This is a genomic window from Variovorax sp. J22G73 (genome assembly GCF_030317035.1).
Classification (GTDB): domain Bacteria; phylum Pseudomonadota; class Gammaproteobacteria; order Burkholderiales; family Burkholderiaceae_C; genus Variovorax.
Map to the genome: position 1 here is coordinate 594,528 of NZ_JASZYK010000001.1, position 16,714 is coordinate 611,241.

The 16,714-nt window shown below is 67.6% G+C and carries 16 protein-coding genes; 12 read left to right on the top strand and 4 right to left on the bottom strand.

Going from position 1 to position 16,714, the window contains the following annotated elements; all coding sequences use genetic code 11:
- Positions 1-96: 96 nt before the first annotated feature.
- Positions 97-1,380, top strand: coding sequence for a heme biosynthesis protein HemY (locus QTI51_RS02625; protein WP_116908286.1), 1,284 nt, complete (start codon positions 97-99; stop codon positions 1,378-1,380).
- 377 nt (positions 1,381-1,757) lie between these two features.
- On the opposite strand, the gene QTI51_RS02635 is transcribed toward QTI51_RS02625, so the two are convergent.
- On the bottom strand, positions 1,758-5,144 hold the full coding sequence (locus tag QTI51_RS02635) for an Rne/Rng family ribonuclease (RefSeq protein ID WP_286512975.1): 3,387 nt from the start codon (positions 5,142-5,144) through the stop codon (positions 1,758-1,760).
- Between the two features lie 562 nt (positions 5,145-5,706).
- Here QTI51_RS02635 and QTI51_RS02640 point away from each other — a divergent pair.
- Genes QTI51_RS02640 through QTI51_RS02655 form a run of 4 tightly spaced genes read left to right on the top strand, consistent with a single transcriptional unit; the run spans position 5,707 to position 8,915 of the window.
- Positions 5,707-6,804: an RluA family pseudouridine synthase gene (locus tag QTI51_RS02640; RefSeq protein ID WP_116908563.1), complete on the top strand. Its 1,098-nt coding sequence runs from the start codon at positions 5,707-5,709 to the stop codon at positions 6,802-6,804.
- Positions 6,797-7,468, top strand: a complete 672-nt coding sequence (locus tag QTI51_RS02645; protein ID WP_116908284.1) for an HAD family hydrolase — start codon at positions 6,797-6,799, stop codon at positions 7,466-7,468. The genes QTI51_RS02640 and QTI51_RS02645 overlap by 8 nt, the downstream gene beginning before the upstream one ends.
- A 60-nt stretch (positions 7,469-7,528) precedes the next feature.
- Positions 7,529-7,897 (top strand): Rieske (2Fe-2S) protein, encoded by a 369-nt coding sequence (locus tag QTI51_RS02650; protein WP_116908283.1) that lies wholly within the window; start codon positions 7,529-7,531, stop codon positions 7,895-7,897.
- A 1-nt stretch (position 7,898) separates the two neighbouring features.
- A complete protein-coding gene (locus QTI51_RS02655; protein WP_116908282.1) occupies positions 7,899-8,915 on the top strand; it encodes a S49 family peptidase in 1,017 nt (338 codons plus the stop codon).
- Between the two features lie 4 nt (positions 8,916-8,919).
- On the opposite strand, the gene QTI51_RS02660 is transcribed toward QTI51_RS02655, so the two are convergent.
- Genes QTI51_RS02660 through QTI51_RS02670 form a run of 3 tightly spaced genes read right to left on the bottom strand, consistent with a single transcriptional unit; the run spans position 8,920 to position 11,418 of the window.
- Positions 8,920-10,071: an MFS transporter gene (locus tag QTI51_RS02660; protein ID WP_116908281.1), complete on the bottom strand. Its 1,152-nt coding sequence runs from the start codon at positions 10,069-10,071 to the stop codon at positions 8,920-8,922.
- Between the two features lies 1 nt (position 10,072).
- A complete protein-coding gene (locus tag QTI51_RS02665; protein ID WP_116908280.1) occupies positions 10,073-10,840 on the bottom strand; it encodes an SAM-dependent methyltransferase in 768 nt (255 codons plus the stop codon).
- A complete protein-coding gene (locus tag QTI51_RS02670) occupies positions 10,837-11,418 on the bottom strand; it encodes a Maf family protein (protein WP_116908279.1) in 582 nt (193 codons plus the stop codon). The genes QTI51_RS02665 and QTI51_RS02670 overlap by 4 nt, the downstream gene beginning before the upstream one ends.
- 106 nt (positions 11,419-11,524) lie before the next feature.
- Here QTI51_RS02670 and QTI51_RS02675 point away from each other — a divergent pair, with 106 nt between their 5' ends.
- From QTI51_RS02675 to acpP, 7 genes are all read left to right on the top strand, one after another.
- Positions 11,525-12,094, top strand: a complete 570-nt coding sequence (locus QTI51_RS02675) for a YceD family protein (protein WP_116908278.1) — start codon at positions 11,525-11,527, stop codon at positions 12,092-12,094.
- Between the two features lie 146 nt (positions 12,095-12,240).
- On the top strand, positions 12,241-12,423 hold the full coding sequence (gene rpmF, locus QTI51_RS02680) for a 50S ribosomal protein L32 (protein WP_007830466.1): 183 nt from the start codon (positions 12,241-12,243) through the stop codon (positions 12,421-12,423).
- 61 nt (positions 12,424-12,484) lie between these two features.
- Entirely contained in the window at positions 12,485-13,582 is a 1,098-nt protein-coding gene (gene plsX, locus QTI51_RS02685) for a phosphate acyltransferase PlsX (RefSeq protein ID WP_116908277.1), read from the top strand.
- Positions 13,582-14,559, top strand: a complete 978-nt coding sequence (locus tag QTI51_RS02690) for a beta-ketoacyl-ACP synthase III (protein ID WP_116908276.1) — start codon at positions 13,582-13,584, stop codon at positions 14,557-14,559. Before plsX ends, QTI51_RS02690 begins: the two co-directional genes overlap by 1 nt.
- 53 nt (positions 14,560-14,612) lie before the next feature.
- Positions 14,613-15,566: an ACP S-malonyltransferase gene (fabD, locus tag QTI51_RS02695; protein WP_116908275.1), complete on the top strand. Its 954-nt coding sequence runs from the start codon at positions 14,613-14,615 to the stop codon at positions 15,564-15,566.
- A 26-nt stretch (positions 15,567-15,592) separates the two neighbouring features.
- Positions 15,593-16,336 (top strand): 3-oxoacyl-ACP reductase FabG, encoded by a 744-nt coding sequence (gene fabG / locus QTI51_RS02700; RefSeq protein ID WP_116908274.1) that lies wholly within the window; start codon positions 15,593-15,595, stop codon positions 16,334-16,336.
- Positions 16,337-16,434: 98 nt separating this feature from the next.
- Positions 16,435-16,674: an acyl carrier protein gene (acpP, locus tag QTI51_RS02705; RefSeq protein WP_007830471.1), complete on the top strand. Its 240-nt coding sequence runs from the start codon at positions 16,435-16,437 to the stop codon at positions 16,672-16,674.
- The last annotated feature ends 40 nt before the right edge of the window (positions 16,675-16,714 follow it).

The window sequence follows — 16,714 nt, forward strand, 5'->3', positions numbered from 1 at the left end:
ACCCCCCGGCTTTTCACTCGCTGCGCTCCGTGCAATTCGCCACCCCCCGAGCGGGCGGCGCGACCCGCCCTGGGGCGGCCCGGCGGCGGTCGCTGAATGCGCGCGGCAATCTGGCTCCTCGCGCTGTTCGCCGTCGCCGCGGCGGTCGCGCTGTTCGCAGGCAACAACCAGGGCACGATCACCGTGTTCTGGCCGCCCTGGCGTGTCGACCTGTCGCTCAACCTCGTGCTGGTGATCCTGCTGGTGGCCTTCGTGCTGCTGCACGCGGCGCTGCGCGCGCTGTCGGCATTGTTCTCGCTGCCCAAGCAGGCGCGCCAATGGCGGCTGCAGCAAAAGGAGCGCACGCTGCACGCGGCCTTGCTCGATGCCATGGTGCAGCTCATTTCGGGCCGCTTCTCGCGCGCGCGCAAGGCCGCCCAGGCGGCGCTCACACAAGAAAAGACGCTGTCCGCGCTCGGCGCCAGCCTGCCGCAGGCGCAGCAGGTGCGCGTGCTGTCGCACCTGCTGGCCGCCGAAAGCGCTCAGGCCCTGCAAGACAAGCCGGCCCGCGATGCCCACCTGCAGCAGGCCCTGAACGAAAGCGCCGACCGCGCCGTGCTTGCGAGCCCGGAGACGCGCGAAGGCGTGCAGCTGCGCGCGGCCCGCTGGGCGCTGGAAGACCGCGATGCGGCCGCGGCGCTGGCGCGGCTCGAAGAACTGCCGCAAGGTGCGCAACGCCGCACGCTGGCCCTGCGCCTGCGACTGAAGGCGGCGCGGCAAGACCGCCGCACGCTCGAAGCGCTGGAAACCGCGCGGCTGCTGGCCAAGCACCGCGCGTTCTCTGAAGCTGCCGCGCAAAGCATCGTGCGCGGTCTGGCGACCGAGCTGCTGTCGGGCGCGCACGACCCGGCGCAACTGCTGCGGGCCTGGACCGAACTCGACGCCAACGAGCGCGGCATGCCCGAGGTGGCCATTCACGCGGCGCAACGCATGGTCGCGCTGCGTGGCGACCTCGCGCTGGCACGCGGCTGGCTGCTGCCGGCCTGGGAGCGCATGGTCGCCAACCCGCGCGGCCTGGGCGATGCCCTGCGGGTGAAGCTGGCGCGCGCGCTCGAGGCGGGGCTCGATTCGGTCGATGCCGACTGGCTGGCCCGCATCGAAAGCGCGCAACGCAACAACCCGCGCGACGCCAACCTGCAGTACCTCGCGGGCATGGCGTGCATGAAGCGGCAGCTGTGGGGCAAGGCGCAGCAACTGCTGACGCAGGCCGGCCTGGGCCTGCAGGACACCGAGCTGTACCGCCGCGCCTGGCTCGCCCTGGCGCAGCTGGCCGAAGACCGCGACGACGCCGCGCAAGCGGCCGAGGCGTGGAAGCGCGCGGCGCAGGTTGAGCACTCCTGAGCCGGCCGGCTCCTGCGGCGTTCAGAGGCAGGCCGGCCTTTGCGCTCTTGCGCCCGTAGGCGCGATCCCTGTTCCTGCTGCACCGACGGCTTGTCCCTGCCGACGATCAGCCTGCGGATGCCGGCCAGCACCCAGACCCCCACGCCGCAGTAGAGCATCACCCCGCCGAAGCCGTGCACCAGCGCCGCATGCACGATGGCGCCCGAAGGGGCAGCCTGCGACAGCGCCGGAAAGCTCTCGGCGAGCAAACCGAAGTTGCCTGCCGCGATCTTCTCGGCCAGCTGATCCTGGAAATGCCAAAGCTTCCGGCGCACGACCGGGCATAAAAAAACGGCGCCGAGTGGCGCCGTTTTTCATTTGCTGCAAGCGTGCGCGGTTCAGGGCGCGCGTTGCTGCTCCGTACCGCTGGCGGCTTGCTCGAAGGGCAGCGACATCGCACCGAGGTCGCGGCGGGTTTCCACCAGCACCAGCGGGCCTTCGTCGACCACCACCACCGGCGGACGTTCGCGCGGCACGTGCACGGGCTTGGGCTCGGCGGCGATCGCGGCGCGAACTTGCGCAATGCGTTCGGCGTCGGAGTTGACCCATTGCAGGCCTGAGCTCTCGGCGATCTGCGCGAGTTCGTTCAGCGGCAGTTCGAAGGCCTGGACCTTGGGCAGTGCGCGGCCGTTGGCAGCGGGGGCTGCGGCGGGTGCGGCGACAGGTGCCTTGGCGGCTTCGACCACGATGGGCGCTGCCGCCGGTGCCGGGGCTTGCACCGGCGCGGGACGCTCGGCACGGGCCTGCTGGGGTGCAGCTTCGCGCACCTCACGGGCCTCGGGTGCCGCGGCGGCAACCGCTTCGGCGCGTTCCGACACTTGCTGCGACGGCTCCTGGCGCTCTTGCCGTTCCTGGCGCTCTTGACGGGCGACCGGGGCTTCCTGCGCTTCGACCGCTTCCGCGGCGATGACGCCGAGCACACCTTCGGTGGCCGGTGCATTGGCCGTGCCGGCTTCGTTCTCGTCGCGCGGGCCGCGTTCGCGGCGGTCGCGGCCGTAACGGTCACGCGAACGGCCGCGGCGCGCTTCGCCTTCGCCCTCGCGGCGCGGTGCCTGCTCGTTGTTGCCGTTGAGGTCGCCGCCCTGGCCGTCCTGGCCGGCTTCGGTGGCGGCTGCCACTTCGGCTTCGCCGTTCAGCTGTTCGGGCGCATCGTTGCGGCGCTCGCGGCGGCCGTCGGTGCGTTCGCCGCGGCCATCGTTGCGCTCGCCGCGCGGTGCGCGCTGCTCGTCGCGGCCGTTGCGCGGCTGGCGTTCGCCCTGGGGCGCGCCTTCGCCGGCTTCGGCATTGCGTTCGCGCGGGGCGACGTTGTCGCCATTGCGTTCACCACCGCGCTCGCCGCCGCGCTCTGCGCGGTCACCGCCACGTTCCGAACGCTCGCCGCGCTCGCCACGTTCACGGCGTGCACGCGGTGCGCGCTCGGCCGTGTTGCCTTCTTCGCCTGCAACCGCGCCGGGCGCGAGTTGCTGGGCTTCGAGGTTCACGTTGCCGTCGAGTGCTTCCGCCGGCTGGTTGCGGCCGTCGCGGCCTTCGCCTTCGCGGCGTTCGCCACGTCCGTTGCGGCGGGGTTCGCCTTCGCGCGGTGCGCGCGCTTCACGCGGCTCGCGGGGTTCGCGCTGTTCACGCGGTGCGTTGGTGCCGTCGGCGCGCAGTTCGCCCGTGCGGGGTTCGCGGCCTTCACGGCCCTCGCGCCCTTCACGGCCTTCGCGGCGTTCGCCGCCGCGGCCGCCACGGCGTTCGCCGTCACGGCCCGAGCGGGCGCCGTTCTCGCCACGGCCTTCGCCGCGACCTTGGCCATCACGGCCCTCACGGCCCTCACGGCCTTCACCGCCGCGTCCGCCACGGCGTTGTTCGCCGTCGCGTCCACCGCGTGCATCGCCACGCGCTTCGCCGTCGCGGCCAGGGCGGCCGTCGCGGCGGGGCTTCGGCGGCTCGACCGGAATCACGGCCGGCGCAGGCGCTGCCACGGGTTCCGGCGTGGCGCCGAACAGGCTCTTGATCCAGCCGAAGAAGCCGGTCTGGGCCGGCACGGGCGCGGCCACCACGGGCGGTGCGACCACGGGTGCCGGTGCAGCGGCGACAGGCGCGCGCACGGCTTCGGGCTTGGGCGGCACCACCGGCGCGGGCGCGTCGGGCAGCACGCCCTTGATGACCGGCGTCTGCTTGTTGGTGGGCTCCTGCGAGCGGCGGGTGACCGCCGTCGGGTCCTCGATTTCGTCGGCCATCTTGTAGCTGGCTTCGATGTGGTCGAGACGCGGATCGTCGTGCTTCAGGCGCTCGAGCTTGTAGTTCGGCGTTTCGAGCGTCTTGTTGGGCACCATCAGCACGGTGACGCGCTGCTTGAGCTCGATCTTGGCGATTTCGGGGCGCTTTTCGTTCAGCAGGAACGACGCCACTTCGACCGGCACCTGGACGTGCACGGCGGCCGTGTTGTCCTTCAGGCACTCTTCCTGAATGATGCGCAGGATCTGCAGCGCGCTCGATTCGGTGTCGCGGATGTGGCCCGAGCCGCCGCAGCGGGGGCAGGGGATCGACGAGCCTTCGCTCAGCGCCGGCTTCAGGCGCTGGCGGCTCATTTCCATCAGGCCGAACTTGCTGATCGAGCCGAACTGCACGCGGGCGCGGTCCTGGCGCAGCGCGTCGCGCAGGCGGCTTTCAACTTCGCGGCGGTTCTTCGACTCGTCCATGTCGATGAAGTCGATGACGATCAGGCCGCCCAGGTCGCGCAGGCGCATCTGGCGGGCTACTTCGTCGGCGGCTTCGAGGTTGGTGCGGGTGGCGGTTTCTTCGATGTCGCCGCCCTTGATGGCGCGGGCCGAGTTCACGTCGACCGACACCAGTGCTTCGGTGTGGTCGATGACGATGGCGCCGCCCGAGGGCAGTTGCACGGTGCGGGCGTAGGCCGACTCGATCTGGTGTTCGATCTGGAAACGGCTGAACAGCGCGGCGTCGTCGCGGTAGCGCTTCACGCGGGCGGCATGCTCGGGCATGACGTGCGCCATGAACTGCTGCGCCTGGTCGTAGATGTCGTCGGTGTCGATCAGGATGTCGCCGATGTCGTGATTGAAATAGTCACGAATGGCGCGGATGACGAGCGACGATTCCTGGTAGATCAGGAAGGCGCCCTTGCCGCCCTTGGCCGCGCCGTCGATGGCGCTCCAGAGCTTGAGCAGGTAGTTCAGGTCCCACTGGAGTTCGGGCGCCGAGCGGCCGATGCCGGCGGTGCGCGCGATGATGCTCATGCCCTTGGGGTATTCGAGCTGGTCCATCGCCTCCTTGAGGTCGGCCCGGTCTTCGCCCTCGATGCGGCGCGAAACGCCACCGCCGCGCGGGTTGTTGGGCATCAGCACGACATAGCGGCCGGCCAGGGAGATGAAGGTGGTCAGGGCCGCGCCCTTGTTGCCGCGCTCTTCCTTTTCGACCTGGACGGTGAGTTCCTGGCCTTCGCGGATCGCGTCCTGGATGCGGGCCTGGCTGGCCGACACGCCTTCGGCGAAGTACTGCTTGGAGATTTCCTTGAACGGCAGGAAGCCGTGGCGGTCTTCGCCGTAGTCGACGAAGCAGGCTTCGAGCGAAGGCTCGACGCGCGTCACGACCGCTTTGTAGATGTTGCCCTTGCGCTGTTCGCGCCCTTCGATTTCGATTTCGTAGTCGAGCAGTTTCTGCCCGTCGACGATGGCCAGGCGCCGTTCTTCGGCTTGCGTGGCATTGATCAGCATCCGCTTCATGATGCGTTGTCCTTATATGTATCGTTCTACCGGCCCTTGAAGGGCCAACGATGCACGGACGACGCCCGCGAAACCAGGGAATTGCCGCTTGGGCCCCGGATGCTGTCACTGCCGCGCCAGGCGCGAGCAGGCCTCCTGAGAATTAACTCAAGAAGACAGCCGGGGTGGGGGCGCGTGGATGGGCGCGAGCCAGATTCGGTGTTGAGTGGCTATCTTTTTGATAACCGGTTGCGCAAGGGTGGCGCGCGCTACCGATAGTTCAATGCCTGAGGCCGCTGGTCGAAACCAGGTGGGCCAGCGCAGGCAAAGTTGAATCAGCAGCATCAACACAACAAGGGACTCGCTTCGATCCGCCTGCAGCTTGATCAGCTGCAGGCTGGGTATTCCGTATCGGTGTTTCGTGGGTGTCGGCTTGACTTGGGCGCCTGCTCTGCCACTTTGCGCAATTGCGCGGGGTTTGCAGCTGGGCGCCAAAGCGGCATCGACCTCACAGCGTGGTCCTGGGTATTTGATGGCAGTGGACTAAACTTCTGTCTAATCAAGCACTTACATGACCGCGCTGGTGAAAAACATTATAGGTGCGAAGCAAGCCCCCGCGGCTGCTCCAAATCCCTCAGGCCCAAAAGCCGCGGACGACACCGGGGCGCCGCCTTCGACCATCAAATTCCTGACGGTCGACGCCGAATCCGCCGGACAGCGGCTCGACAACTTCCTGTTCCGCCACCTGAAGGGCGTGCCGAAGACGCACGTCTACCGGATCATCCGGTCGGGCGAGGTGCGCATCAACAAGGGGCGCGTGCAGGCCGAAACCCGCATCGAGGCCGGCGACGTGCTGCGGCTGCCGCCGATTCGCATCTCGGCGCGCGCGGAAGAGGGCGCCACCCCACCCGCGCCCGCGCGTGAATTTCCTGTGCTGCTCGAAGACGACGCCGTGCTGGCCATCGACAAGCCGGCCGGCGTGGCCGTCCACGGCGGCAGCGGCGTGAGCTTCGGCGTGATCGAGCAGCTGCGCACGGCGCGCCCGGGCGCCAAGTTTCTGGAGCTGGTGCACCGGCTGGACCGCGAAACCTCCGGCATCCTGCTGGTCGCCAAGAAACGCGGCGCGCTGGTTGCGCTGCAAGACCAGTTCCGCGAGCGCGAGACCGGCAAGACCTACCTGGCGCTGGTCGAGGGCGCCTGGCCCGCCAACAAGAAGGTGCTCGACGCGCCGCTCGCCAAGTTCCTGCTGCCCGACGGCTCGGCCGGCGCCGGCGAGCGCCGCGTGCGCGTGGTCCCCAAGGACCATCCGGACGCCATGCGGGCCGTCACGCTGGTGCGGGTGCTGGCCAAGCTGACGCTGCCGGGCGATGCCGCGCCGCTGTCCTTGCTGGCGGTGACCATCAAGACCGGCCGCACGCACCAGATCCGCGTTCACCTGGCTTCGGCCGGCCATCCGATTGCCGGCGACGACAAATACGGCGAGTCCGATCGCCAGCGCGCGCTGCAGAAACTCGGCCTCAAGCGCATGTTCCTGCACGCGTGGCGGCTGCAATTCAACCATCCGGCCAGCGGCGAGCGCGTGGCGTTGCAGGCCGAACTGCCGCCCGAACTCCACGTGCTGATGCCGAGCGCGGCCCTCGAGGCCATGGCCCAACACCCCACTCCGACGTCCCATGACTGACTCTTCCAGACCCCTCAATTTCGACCTGATCGCCTTCGACTGGGACGGCACGCTCTACGACTCCACGCGCCTGATCGTGCGCTGCATCCAGGCCGCGGTGGTCGACGTCGGCGGCGCCAAGCCGAGCGAGAACGACGCCGCCTGGGTCATCGGCCTGGGCCTGGCCGAGGCGCTGGCCCGCGCGGCGCCCGACGTGCCGAAGGAAAAATACCCCGAGCTCGGCGCGCGCTACCGGTATCACTACCTGCAGCACCAGGACGACCTGGTGCTGTTCGACGGCGTGCTGCAGATGCTCGATGCCTTGCGCGCGCGCGGCCACAAGCTGGCCGTGGCCACGGGCAAGTCGCGCCGCGGGCTCAACGAAGCGCTGAAGTCGGTGGCCCTGCGCGAGCGCTTCGACGGCTCGCGCACCGCCGACGAAACCTTCGGCAAGCCGCATCCGCGCATGCTGCTGGAGCTGATGGAAGAGCTGGACGTGCCGGCGGAACGCACGCTGATGATCGGCGACACCACGCACGACCTGCAGCTTGCGCAGAACGCCGGCGCCGCCAGCGTGGGCGTGAGCTACGGCGCGCACGAGCCCGAGAGCTTCGACGAATTCAAGCCGTTGCACGTGGCGCATTCCATTGCCGATCTCGAGGCCTGGCTGCTCGCCAACGCCTGAACGGCGTTTCAAGACAACGCGTCGACGCCTTAACGCCTAACCCCCGGAGAGAGCTCTGCCATGAGCGAAGAACGCATCCCGCTGTGCAATGCCGCGGACCTGGTCGAAGGCGGCCTGGCCGTGCCCTTCGACGTGGTCCACGGCGGTGAAACCTGCCGCGCCTTCGCGATACGGTTCGAGGGCCTGCCCCATGCGTTCCTCAACCGCTGCAGCCATGTCGCGATGGAAATGGACTTCCAGCCCGACCGCTTCTTCGACGACACCGGGCAATGGCTGCTGTGCGCGACGCACGGCGCGGTCTACAGGCCCGACACCGGCGAATGCGCGGGCGGCCCCTGCCGCGGCGGGCTCGTGAAGATCGCCTTGAGCGAGCATGGCGGCGTGGTGCACTGGCATACTGACTGGAACCTTCACCCCCTGAGCTTCTGACATGACCGACCCGAACCGAACCGAACCCGCAGGGTTCGAACCCTTTGAGCCGGTACCCCCTAAAAACATGGCCCAAGACCCCACGCAACGCCCCGGATGGGAGCGCGCCACGCTCGAAAAGCTGGCTTTCGCCGCACTGAACGAACAGAAGGCCACGCGCCGCTGGAAGACCTTCGTGCGCATTTCCTGGCTCGCGTTCTTCGTCTTTCTCGTCTGGTTCGCGCTGTCGCGCAGCGCACCGAGCACGGCCAAGACCACGGCCCACACGGCGGTGGTCGAGATCAAGGGCGAAATCGCCAACGGCGGCGACGCCAGCGCCGAGTTCGTGGTGGCCGCCATGAAGACGGCCTTCGAGGACGAAGGCGCCAAGGGTGTCATCTTGCTGATCAACTCGCCCGGCGGCAGCCCGGTGCAGGCCGGCATCATCAACGACGAGATCAAGCGCCTGAAGGCCAAGTACAAGAAGCCGGTGTACGCGGTGGTTGAAGAAACCTGCGCCTCGGCGGCCTACTACATCGCCGCTTCCGCGGACAAGATCTACGTCGACAAGGCCAGCATCGTGGGCAGCATCGGCGTGCTGATGGACGGCTTCGGCTTCACCGGCGTGATGGAAAAGGTGGGCGTGGAGCGCCGCCTGCTGACGGCCGGCGAGAACAAGGGTTTTCTCGACCCGTTCAGCCCGATGAGCGACGCCCAGCGCGCCCATGCGCAAACCATGCTGAACCAGATCCACGCGCAGTTCATCAACGTGGTGAAAACCGGCCGCGGCGATCGCCTGAAGCTGGACACCCCGGGCCTGTTCAGCGGCCTGTTCTGGAGCGGTGAGCAGGCCGTGGAATACGGCCTGGCAGACCAGCTGGGCAATGTCGACTACGTGGCCCGCGAGGTCATCAAGGCCGAAGAGGTCATCGACTACACGCGGCGCGACAACGTGGCCGAGAAGCTGGCCAAGAAGTTCGGCGCCGCCATGGCCGAGACCACGGTGCGCCTGATGCACACCGCGCCGGCCCTGCGCTGATCGCTTATTTGTTGTCGCCGCTGGCGGTGTAGCGCGCGGAGGCCGCCAGCGCCGCGGCGAAGACCACGACCACATAGAGCGCGGCGGTCAGCGAGGTCGCCCGCGCCAGCAGCCCGATGACCGCCGGGCCTGCCATGAACCCCAGATAGGCCAAGGCCGACACCGACGCGATGCCGCGTGCCGGCTCCACGCCCGGTACCTTGGCCGATGCCGAGAACAGGATCGGCACCACGTTCGCAAACCCCACGCCCACGCCCGCGAAGCCGACCAGCGCCAGCCAGGGCAGGTCGGTGATCAACACCAGCGTCATGGCGGCCGCCGCCAGCAGGCCGCTGCCGAGCAGCAACGAAGTGGGGGCGAAGCGCGAGCGCATCGCGTCGCCGCCGAAGCGCGCGGCCGCCATGGCCGCCGAGAAACTGGCGTAGGCCAGCGCAGCTTGCTGCTGGGGGCTGCCGATTTCCTGCTGCATATAGAGCACGCTCCAGTCGTAGATCGCGCCTTCGGCGATCAGGCCTAGCGCGGCCAGCACGCCCAATACCGCGAGCGTGCCGCGCGGCAGCAGGAAGCCGTGGTCGGCCCCGCTCGCGCCGCTGCTGGCGGGCCGGGGCAGCATGCGTGTCGAGGCGAGCGCCACGACCAGCACCATGGCGGCCGCAACGATCAGCAGATGGGTTTGAGCGCCGAGGCCGGCCGCCAGCGCGGCGCTGCCGCTCGCGGCACCGGCCATGCCGCCCAGGCTGAACATGCCGTGCATGCCGCTCATCAACGGGGTGCCGCCGTGCAGTTCGAGCTGCGCGGCCTCGGTGTTGATCGACACGTCGAACACGCTGGTCACCAGGCCGAAGGCGGCCAGCAAACCGAGCAGCGCCGCATAGCCAGGCATGGCGATCAGGCCTGCCAGCAGCAAGGCGTAGATGCAGCCGCACAACCCGGCCACGCGGCGCGGGCCGTGTCGGCCGATCCAGCGGCCTGCGCTGGTCAGGCCGATCATTGCACCCGCGCCGGCCGCGAGCATGGCCAGCCCGAGCTGGGCTTCATCGATGCCGTAGTGCGCCTTGACGGTGGGCACGTGCACGCCCCAGGTCGCGAAGATGAAGCCGGCGGAAAAGAACTGGGCGCGCGACGCCCAGCGCGTGCTTGCGGTTACGGCCAGCATCTCAGCGGCCGATCGCGAACACGGCGGGCAGGCGTTCGTCCGTGGCGGCCTGCGGCTTGGCGCGCCAGGACTTCACGGTTTCGCTGCGGACCTGGGCGCTGGAAAGCGTCAGGCCCCGGGCCACGGCGAGGCGGGTGTTGTGCTGCAGGGTCTGCACCAGCGCCTGCAGCAGGGCTGCGTTGCGGTAGGGCGTTTCGATGAACAGCTGCGTTTGTCCCGACTTGAGCGCGAGCGCCTCGAGTTCGCGAATGCGCGTCTGGCGCTCCACGGCGTCCTGCGGCAGATAGCCGACGAAGGCGAAGTTCTGGCCGTTCAGGCCGCTGGCGGCCAGCGCCAGCAGCAGCGAAACCGGGCCCGTCAGCGGCACCACTTCGATGCCCAGGTCGTGCGCGGCACGCGCGACCGACGAACCCGGGTCGGCCACCGCCGGCATGCCGGCTTCGCTCAGCAGCCCGATGTCGTGGCCTTCCAGTGCCGCGGCCAGCAGCGGCCGGGCGTCGAACTGGCCGGCGTGGTCGCCTTTCTTGTGCACTTCGCGCGGCAGTTCCTGGATGGCCTGCGCCTGCAGGGGCGCGGCCAGCGGCGCGACCGCGTCGATGCGCTTCAGGTAGGCGCGTGCGGATTTCGCGTTCTCGCAGATCCAGTGCGTGATGCCGGCGGCGGTCTGCAGTGTGCCCAGGGGCAGGGCGTCTTGCAGCGGGGCTTGCACGTCGCAGCCGAAATCGAGCGGCGCGGGAACGAGGTAGAGCTTGCCTTTGGCTTGTGTCACAGCAGGTTCACCCCCGCGGCGCGCAGCATCTGGCAGGTGCGGATCAGCGGCAGGCCGACCAGTGCGGTCGGGTCGTCGCTGTCGATGGCGCTCAGCAGCGCGATGCCGAGGCCTTCGCTCTTGGCGCTGCCGGCGCAGTCGTAGGGCTGCTCGGCTTGCAGGTAGTGCTCGATGGCTTCGTCCGTCAGGTCGCGGAACACCACGCGCACGGGCGCGATGTCGCGCTGCACGAAGCCCGTAGCGCGGCACACGACGGCCACGGCTGTCTGGAAGATCAGCGTCTGGCCACGCATGCGGCGCAGCTGGGCGGTGGCGCGCGCATGGTCGCCGGGCTTGCCGAGCGCCTCGCCGGCCAGGTCGGCCACCTGGTCGGAGCCAATGACGACGGCTTCAGGAAAGCGGGCAGCCACGGCATTGGCCTTTTCCAGCGCGAGGCGCACGGCCAGGTCGTGCGGCGTTTCGCCGGGAAGCGGGGTTTCATCGACTTCCGGCGACTGCACGTCGAAGGGCAGTCGCAGGCGGGTGAGCAGTTCGCGCCTGTAGCGCGAGGTGGAGGCGAGGATCACGGTGCGTTGCATGAGGACGATTGTGCGTGAGCCGCCCAAGCGCCGAAGCTTGTTGCAGGCTGTGTCCTTGGGCTTGTCCCAGGGTGCTCGATCGGGCAGTCGCGATAGACTGGCGCGGATGAAGAGAGAATTTGCCCCCGAACGGCTCAATGTGCCCGGCTTTACCGCCGCTGCCGCCACCCTGGAAGCCGCCGATCCGGTTCCAAATTACGCCCGCCTGGTCGCCGAACTGGCCACGCCGGCGACCGATGCCATCGTCAGCTGGGAGGCCAGCGGCGAAGAACGCCCTGGTGCCGACGGCAAGCCCGTGCCCTGGATGCACCTGGAAGCCGAAACCACCGTGCCTCTGGTCTGCCAGCGCTGCCTGTCGCCCGTCGACACCGAGCTTTTCGTGGACCGCTGGTTCCGTTTCGTGGCCGACGAGGCCACCGCCGAGGCGCAGGACGACGAGTCCGAAGAAGACCTGCTCGTGCTGAGCCGCGATTTCGACCTGCATACATTGATAGAAGACGAGCTGCTGATGGAGATTCCCGTCACGCCCGTTCACGACGTTTGCCCGACGCCGGTGCAGCTGTCGTCCAGCGACGAAGACTTCAAGGCCGCCGAACAGGCCAAGCCGAACCCGTTTGCAGTGCTCCAGGCGTTGCGCGGGCGCAAGCCTGGAGATGGCTCGAAAGAGGGCGAGTAGCTCTTTCTCCGAGTCTGGGCTATAATCATGGGCTTCGCGCGCGCCGCCGTGAGCAGCAATGCAGGCAAGGGCATTCCATACATGTCCCTGCATTGCCACCGCGTGAGCCCGCATCCTTTCACTCACCTCACAGTCCAGGAGCCATCATGGCCGTCCAGCAAAACAAGAAGTCGCCTTCCAAGCGCGGCATGCACCGTTCCCACAATGCGCTGGTCGTGCCCGGCATCGCCGTGGAACCGACCACCGGCGAAACGCATCTGCGTCACCACATCAGCCCCAACGGTTTCTACCGTGGCCGTCAGGTGCTCAAGAACAAGTCTGAAGCCTGATCTCGCACCCCAAGGCCAAGGCCCGAAGCTACTTCTGCTGTAGCGTCGGGCCTTTGTTTTGATGGCTACGCCTTCTTCCCCCGAAATCACTGCTGCGCCTTCCGCAATCACGCTCGCCGTGGATTGCATGGGGGGTGACCATGGGCCGCGTGTTACGCTCGCGGCCTGCCGCGCGTTTCTCGAGCGGCACAGCGAAGCCTCGTTGTTGTTGGTCGGTGCGCCGGCCGCGCTGGCGGGGTTTGCCGCGCATCCACGTGCCCGCATCGTCGCCGCGAGCGAGGTGGTGGGCATGGACGATCCGATTGAAATCGCCTTGCGCAAGAAGAAGGATTCTTCGATGCGCGTGGCGATACAGCAGGTGAAAGATGGTGCTGCGCAAGCCGCTATCTCGGCCGGCAACACCGGCGCCCTGATGGCGATCGCGCGCTACCTGCTCAAGACGCTCGACGGCATCGATCGTCCTGCGATTGCGCCGCAACTTCCGAATGCCAAAGGCGGTGCCACGACCGTGCTCGACCTCGGTGCGAATGTCGATTGCGACGCGGAAGACCTGCTCCAGTTCGCCGTGCTCGGGTCCGCTTTGGTTTCCGCGCTCACCGGCAACGAAGCGCCTTCGGTCGGCCTGCTCAATATTGGCGAAGAGGCCATCAAGGGCAGCGAAACAATCAAGAAGGCCAGTCAACTGCTGCGTACAGCTGCCAACTCCAAGGATCTGAACTTCTACGGCAACGTGGAAGGCAACGATATCTTCAAGGGCACGACCGACATCGTCGTTTGTGACGGTTTCGTCGGCAATGTGGCGTTGAAGGCCAGCGAAGGTGTGGCCTCGATGATTGGCGAATTCATTCGCGTCGAATTCTCGAGAAACATTTTCACCAAAGCGGCGGCAATTGTTGCTTATCCGGTGCTAAAAGCTTTCAAAAGCCGCTTGGATCATCGCCGGTACAACGGCGCGGCGCTTTTGGGTTTGCGCGGCCTGGTGTTCAAGAGCCATGGCTCGGCTGACGAAGTGGCTTTCGGCCATGCGTTGGATCGCGCTTATGATGCCGCTCGCAACAACCTGCTCGATCGCGTGCGGGCCCGCATCGCCCACGCCGCGCCATTGCTCGCGCGGCAGGAACCGGCGGCGCCGGTCGACGCGACGGCCCTTCACGTTTGATGACTCCTTATTCACGCATTACCGGCACCGGCAGCTACCTGCCCCCACGCCGCGTGACCAACGACGACCTCGCCAAGGAATTGGCGACGCGCGGCATCGAGACCTCCGATCAATGGATCGTCGAGCGCACCGGCATCCACGCCCGGCATTTCGCCGCGCCGGAAGTCACCAGCAGCGATCTCGGGCTCGAGGCTGCCAGGCATGCCCTCGAATCCGCCGGCCGCAAGGCCAGCGACGTCGACCTGATCATCGTCGCGACCTCGACGCCCGACATGGTGTTTCCGTCGTCCGCAGCCATTCTCCAGCACAAGCTCGGCATCGCCGGCTGCCCGGCGTTCGACGTCCAGGCGGTTTGCAGCGGCTTCGTCTATGCGCTGACCGTGGCCGACGCCATGATCCGCACCGGCACCGCGCGCTGCGCGCTGGTGATCGGCGCCGAAGTGTTCTCCCGCATCCTCGATTTCAGCGACCGCACCACCTGCGTGCTGTTCGGTGACGGCGCAGGCGCGGTGGTGCTCGAGGCCAGTGAAGAGCCCGGCATCCTGGCGAGCGATCTGCATGCGGACGGCAAGCACGTCGGCATTCTTTGTGTGCCCGGTCATGTCTCCGGCGGCAATGTGCTCGGCACGCCGCTGCTGCACATGGACGGCCAGGCTGTCTTCAAGCTCGCGGTTCGCGTGCTCGAAGAAGCTGCCCGCGCCACGCTGGCCAAGGCCGGCAAGACCGAGGCCGACATCAACTGGCTCATTCCCCACCAGGCGAACATCCGCATCATGGAAGGCACCGCGAAGAAGCTGAAGCTTCCGCGCGAGAAGCTGATCGTCACGGTGAACGAACACGGCAACACGTCTGCCGCGTCGATTCCGTTGGCGCTGGACGAGGCCGTGCGCTCCGGCAAGGTGAAGAAAGGCGAAACGCTCATGCTCGAAGGCGTGGGCGGCGGCTTTACCTGGGGCGCGGTGCTCCTGAACCTGTAGTGTGTTGCGGCGGCCCGAAGAGGGCGGCCGCATTCGAGACGACACATCAAAAAATGAAATCCTTTGCTTTTGTCTTTCCGGGCCAGGGCTCGCAAGCGGTCGGCATGCTCGACGCCTGGGGGGATCACCCCGCCGTGGTCGAAACCTTGCGTGAAGCGTCGGATGCGCTGGACGAAGACGTCGGCGCGCTGATCAAGAACGGCCCCAAGGAAGAACTGGCCCTGACCACCAACACCCAGCCCGTGATGCTGGTGGCGGGCGTGGCCGCATGGCGCGCCTGGCTCGCCGAAGGCGGCGCCACACCCTCTGTGGTGGCCGGTCATTCGCTCGGCGAGTACTCGGCGTTGGTTGCTTCCGGCGTGCTGACGCTTGCCCAGGCGGCGCCGCTCGTGCGTTTCCGTGCGCAAGCGATGCAACAGGCGGTGCCCGTGGGCGTCGGCGCCATGGCCGCGGTGCTCGGCATGGAGTCGGGCAAGGTCGTCGCTGGCTGCGCGGAAGCCACAGCCAGTTTTGGTGAGGGCAGTACCGAGATCGTCGAGGCGGTGAATTTCAACGACCCGATGCAGACCGTGATTGCCGGCAGCAAGGCTGCCGTCGACAAGGCCTGCGAGCTGCTCAAGGCCAATGGCGCCAAGCGCGCGCTGCTGCTGCCGGTGTCGGCGCCGTTCCACTCGAGCCTCATGAAGCCCGCTGCACAAGCGCTGCGCGAAAAGCTGGCGTCGATCACGCTCGGCACCCCGCAGATTCCGGTGCTGAACAACATCGATGTGGCGGTGGAAACCGATGCCGACCGCATCCGCGATGCCCTGGTGCGCCAGGCAGCCGGCCCGGTTCGCTGGGTCGAGAGCGTGCAGGCCTTGAAACTGCGCGGTGTCGCCGCCATCATCGAGTGCGGCCCCGGCAAGGTGCTGGCCGGCATGGTGAAGCGCATCGCCCCCGATCTGGAAGCCGCGTCGGTGTACGACCCGGCCACGCTCGCGGACACCCGACAATTGCTCGCCGGCTGACCGGCAAGGCCTCGATACTTTTTCTTATGAGCATTCCCAAATTCGAAGGGCAAGTTGCCCTGGTCACCGGCGCGACGCGCGGCATCGGCGCAGCCATTGCGCTGGAGCTGGCGCAGCGCGGCCTGAAGGTCGTGGGCACCGGGACCACCGATGACGGTGCGGCCAAGATCACCTCGGCGCTCAGCGCCTTCGACGGTCGCGGCCGCGCGCTGGACGTGAACGACGGCGCCGCCGTCGAGGCCCTGATCGACGAGATCGTGAAGGCCTACGGCGCGATCCACGTGCTGGTCAACAACGCCGGCATCACGCGCGACACGCTCGCCATGCGCATGAAGGACAGCGACTGGGACGCGGTGCTCGACACCAACCTCAAGGCCGTCTTCACGCTCTCGCGCGCCGTGATCCGCCCCATGATGAAGCAGCGCTACGGCCGCATCATCAGCATCACCAGCGTGGTTGGTGCCTCCGGCAATGCCGGGCAGGCCAACTACGCGGCCGCCAAGGCCGGCGTCGCGGGCATGACCCGCGCGCTCGCCCGCGAACTCGGCAGCCGCAACATCACGGTCAACTGCGTCGCACCCGGTTTCATCGAGACCGACATGACGGCCAGCCTCCCGGAAGCCCAGCAACAGGCGCTGCTCCAGCAGATCCCGCTGGGCCACCTGGGCAAGCCGGCCGACATTGCGCATGCGGTGGCCTACCTCGCATCGCCCCAGGCGTCCTACGTCACGGGGCAGGAGCTGCACGTCAACGGCGGCATGCACATGTAGCCGCAAGGCGCAATCTTTCCCGTACCGGGTGCACGGCAAATGCCACAATGCGCCCGGCTAAAATCCACCGATTACCTACAACCCTCAGAGGGAACCAAATGAGCGATATCGAAGCACGTGTCAAGAAAATCATCGCCGAGCAACTCGGCGTGGAAGAGTCTCAAGTGACGAATGAAAAGGCCTTCGTGGCCGACCTCGGCGCTGACTCGCTCGACACGGTCGAACTCGTGATGGCACTCGAAGACGAATTCGGCATCGAAATTCCCGACGAAGATGCCGAGAAGATCACCACGGTGCAAAACGCCGTCGACTACGCCACCAAGAATCAAAAGGCCTGAAAAGGCCAGCTGACAACACTGCAACTGCGGCCGGCGGCTT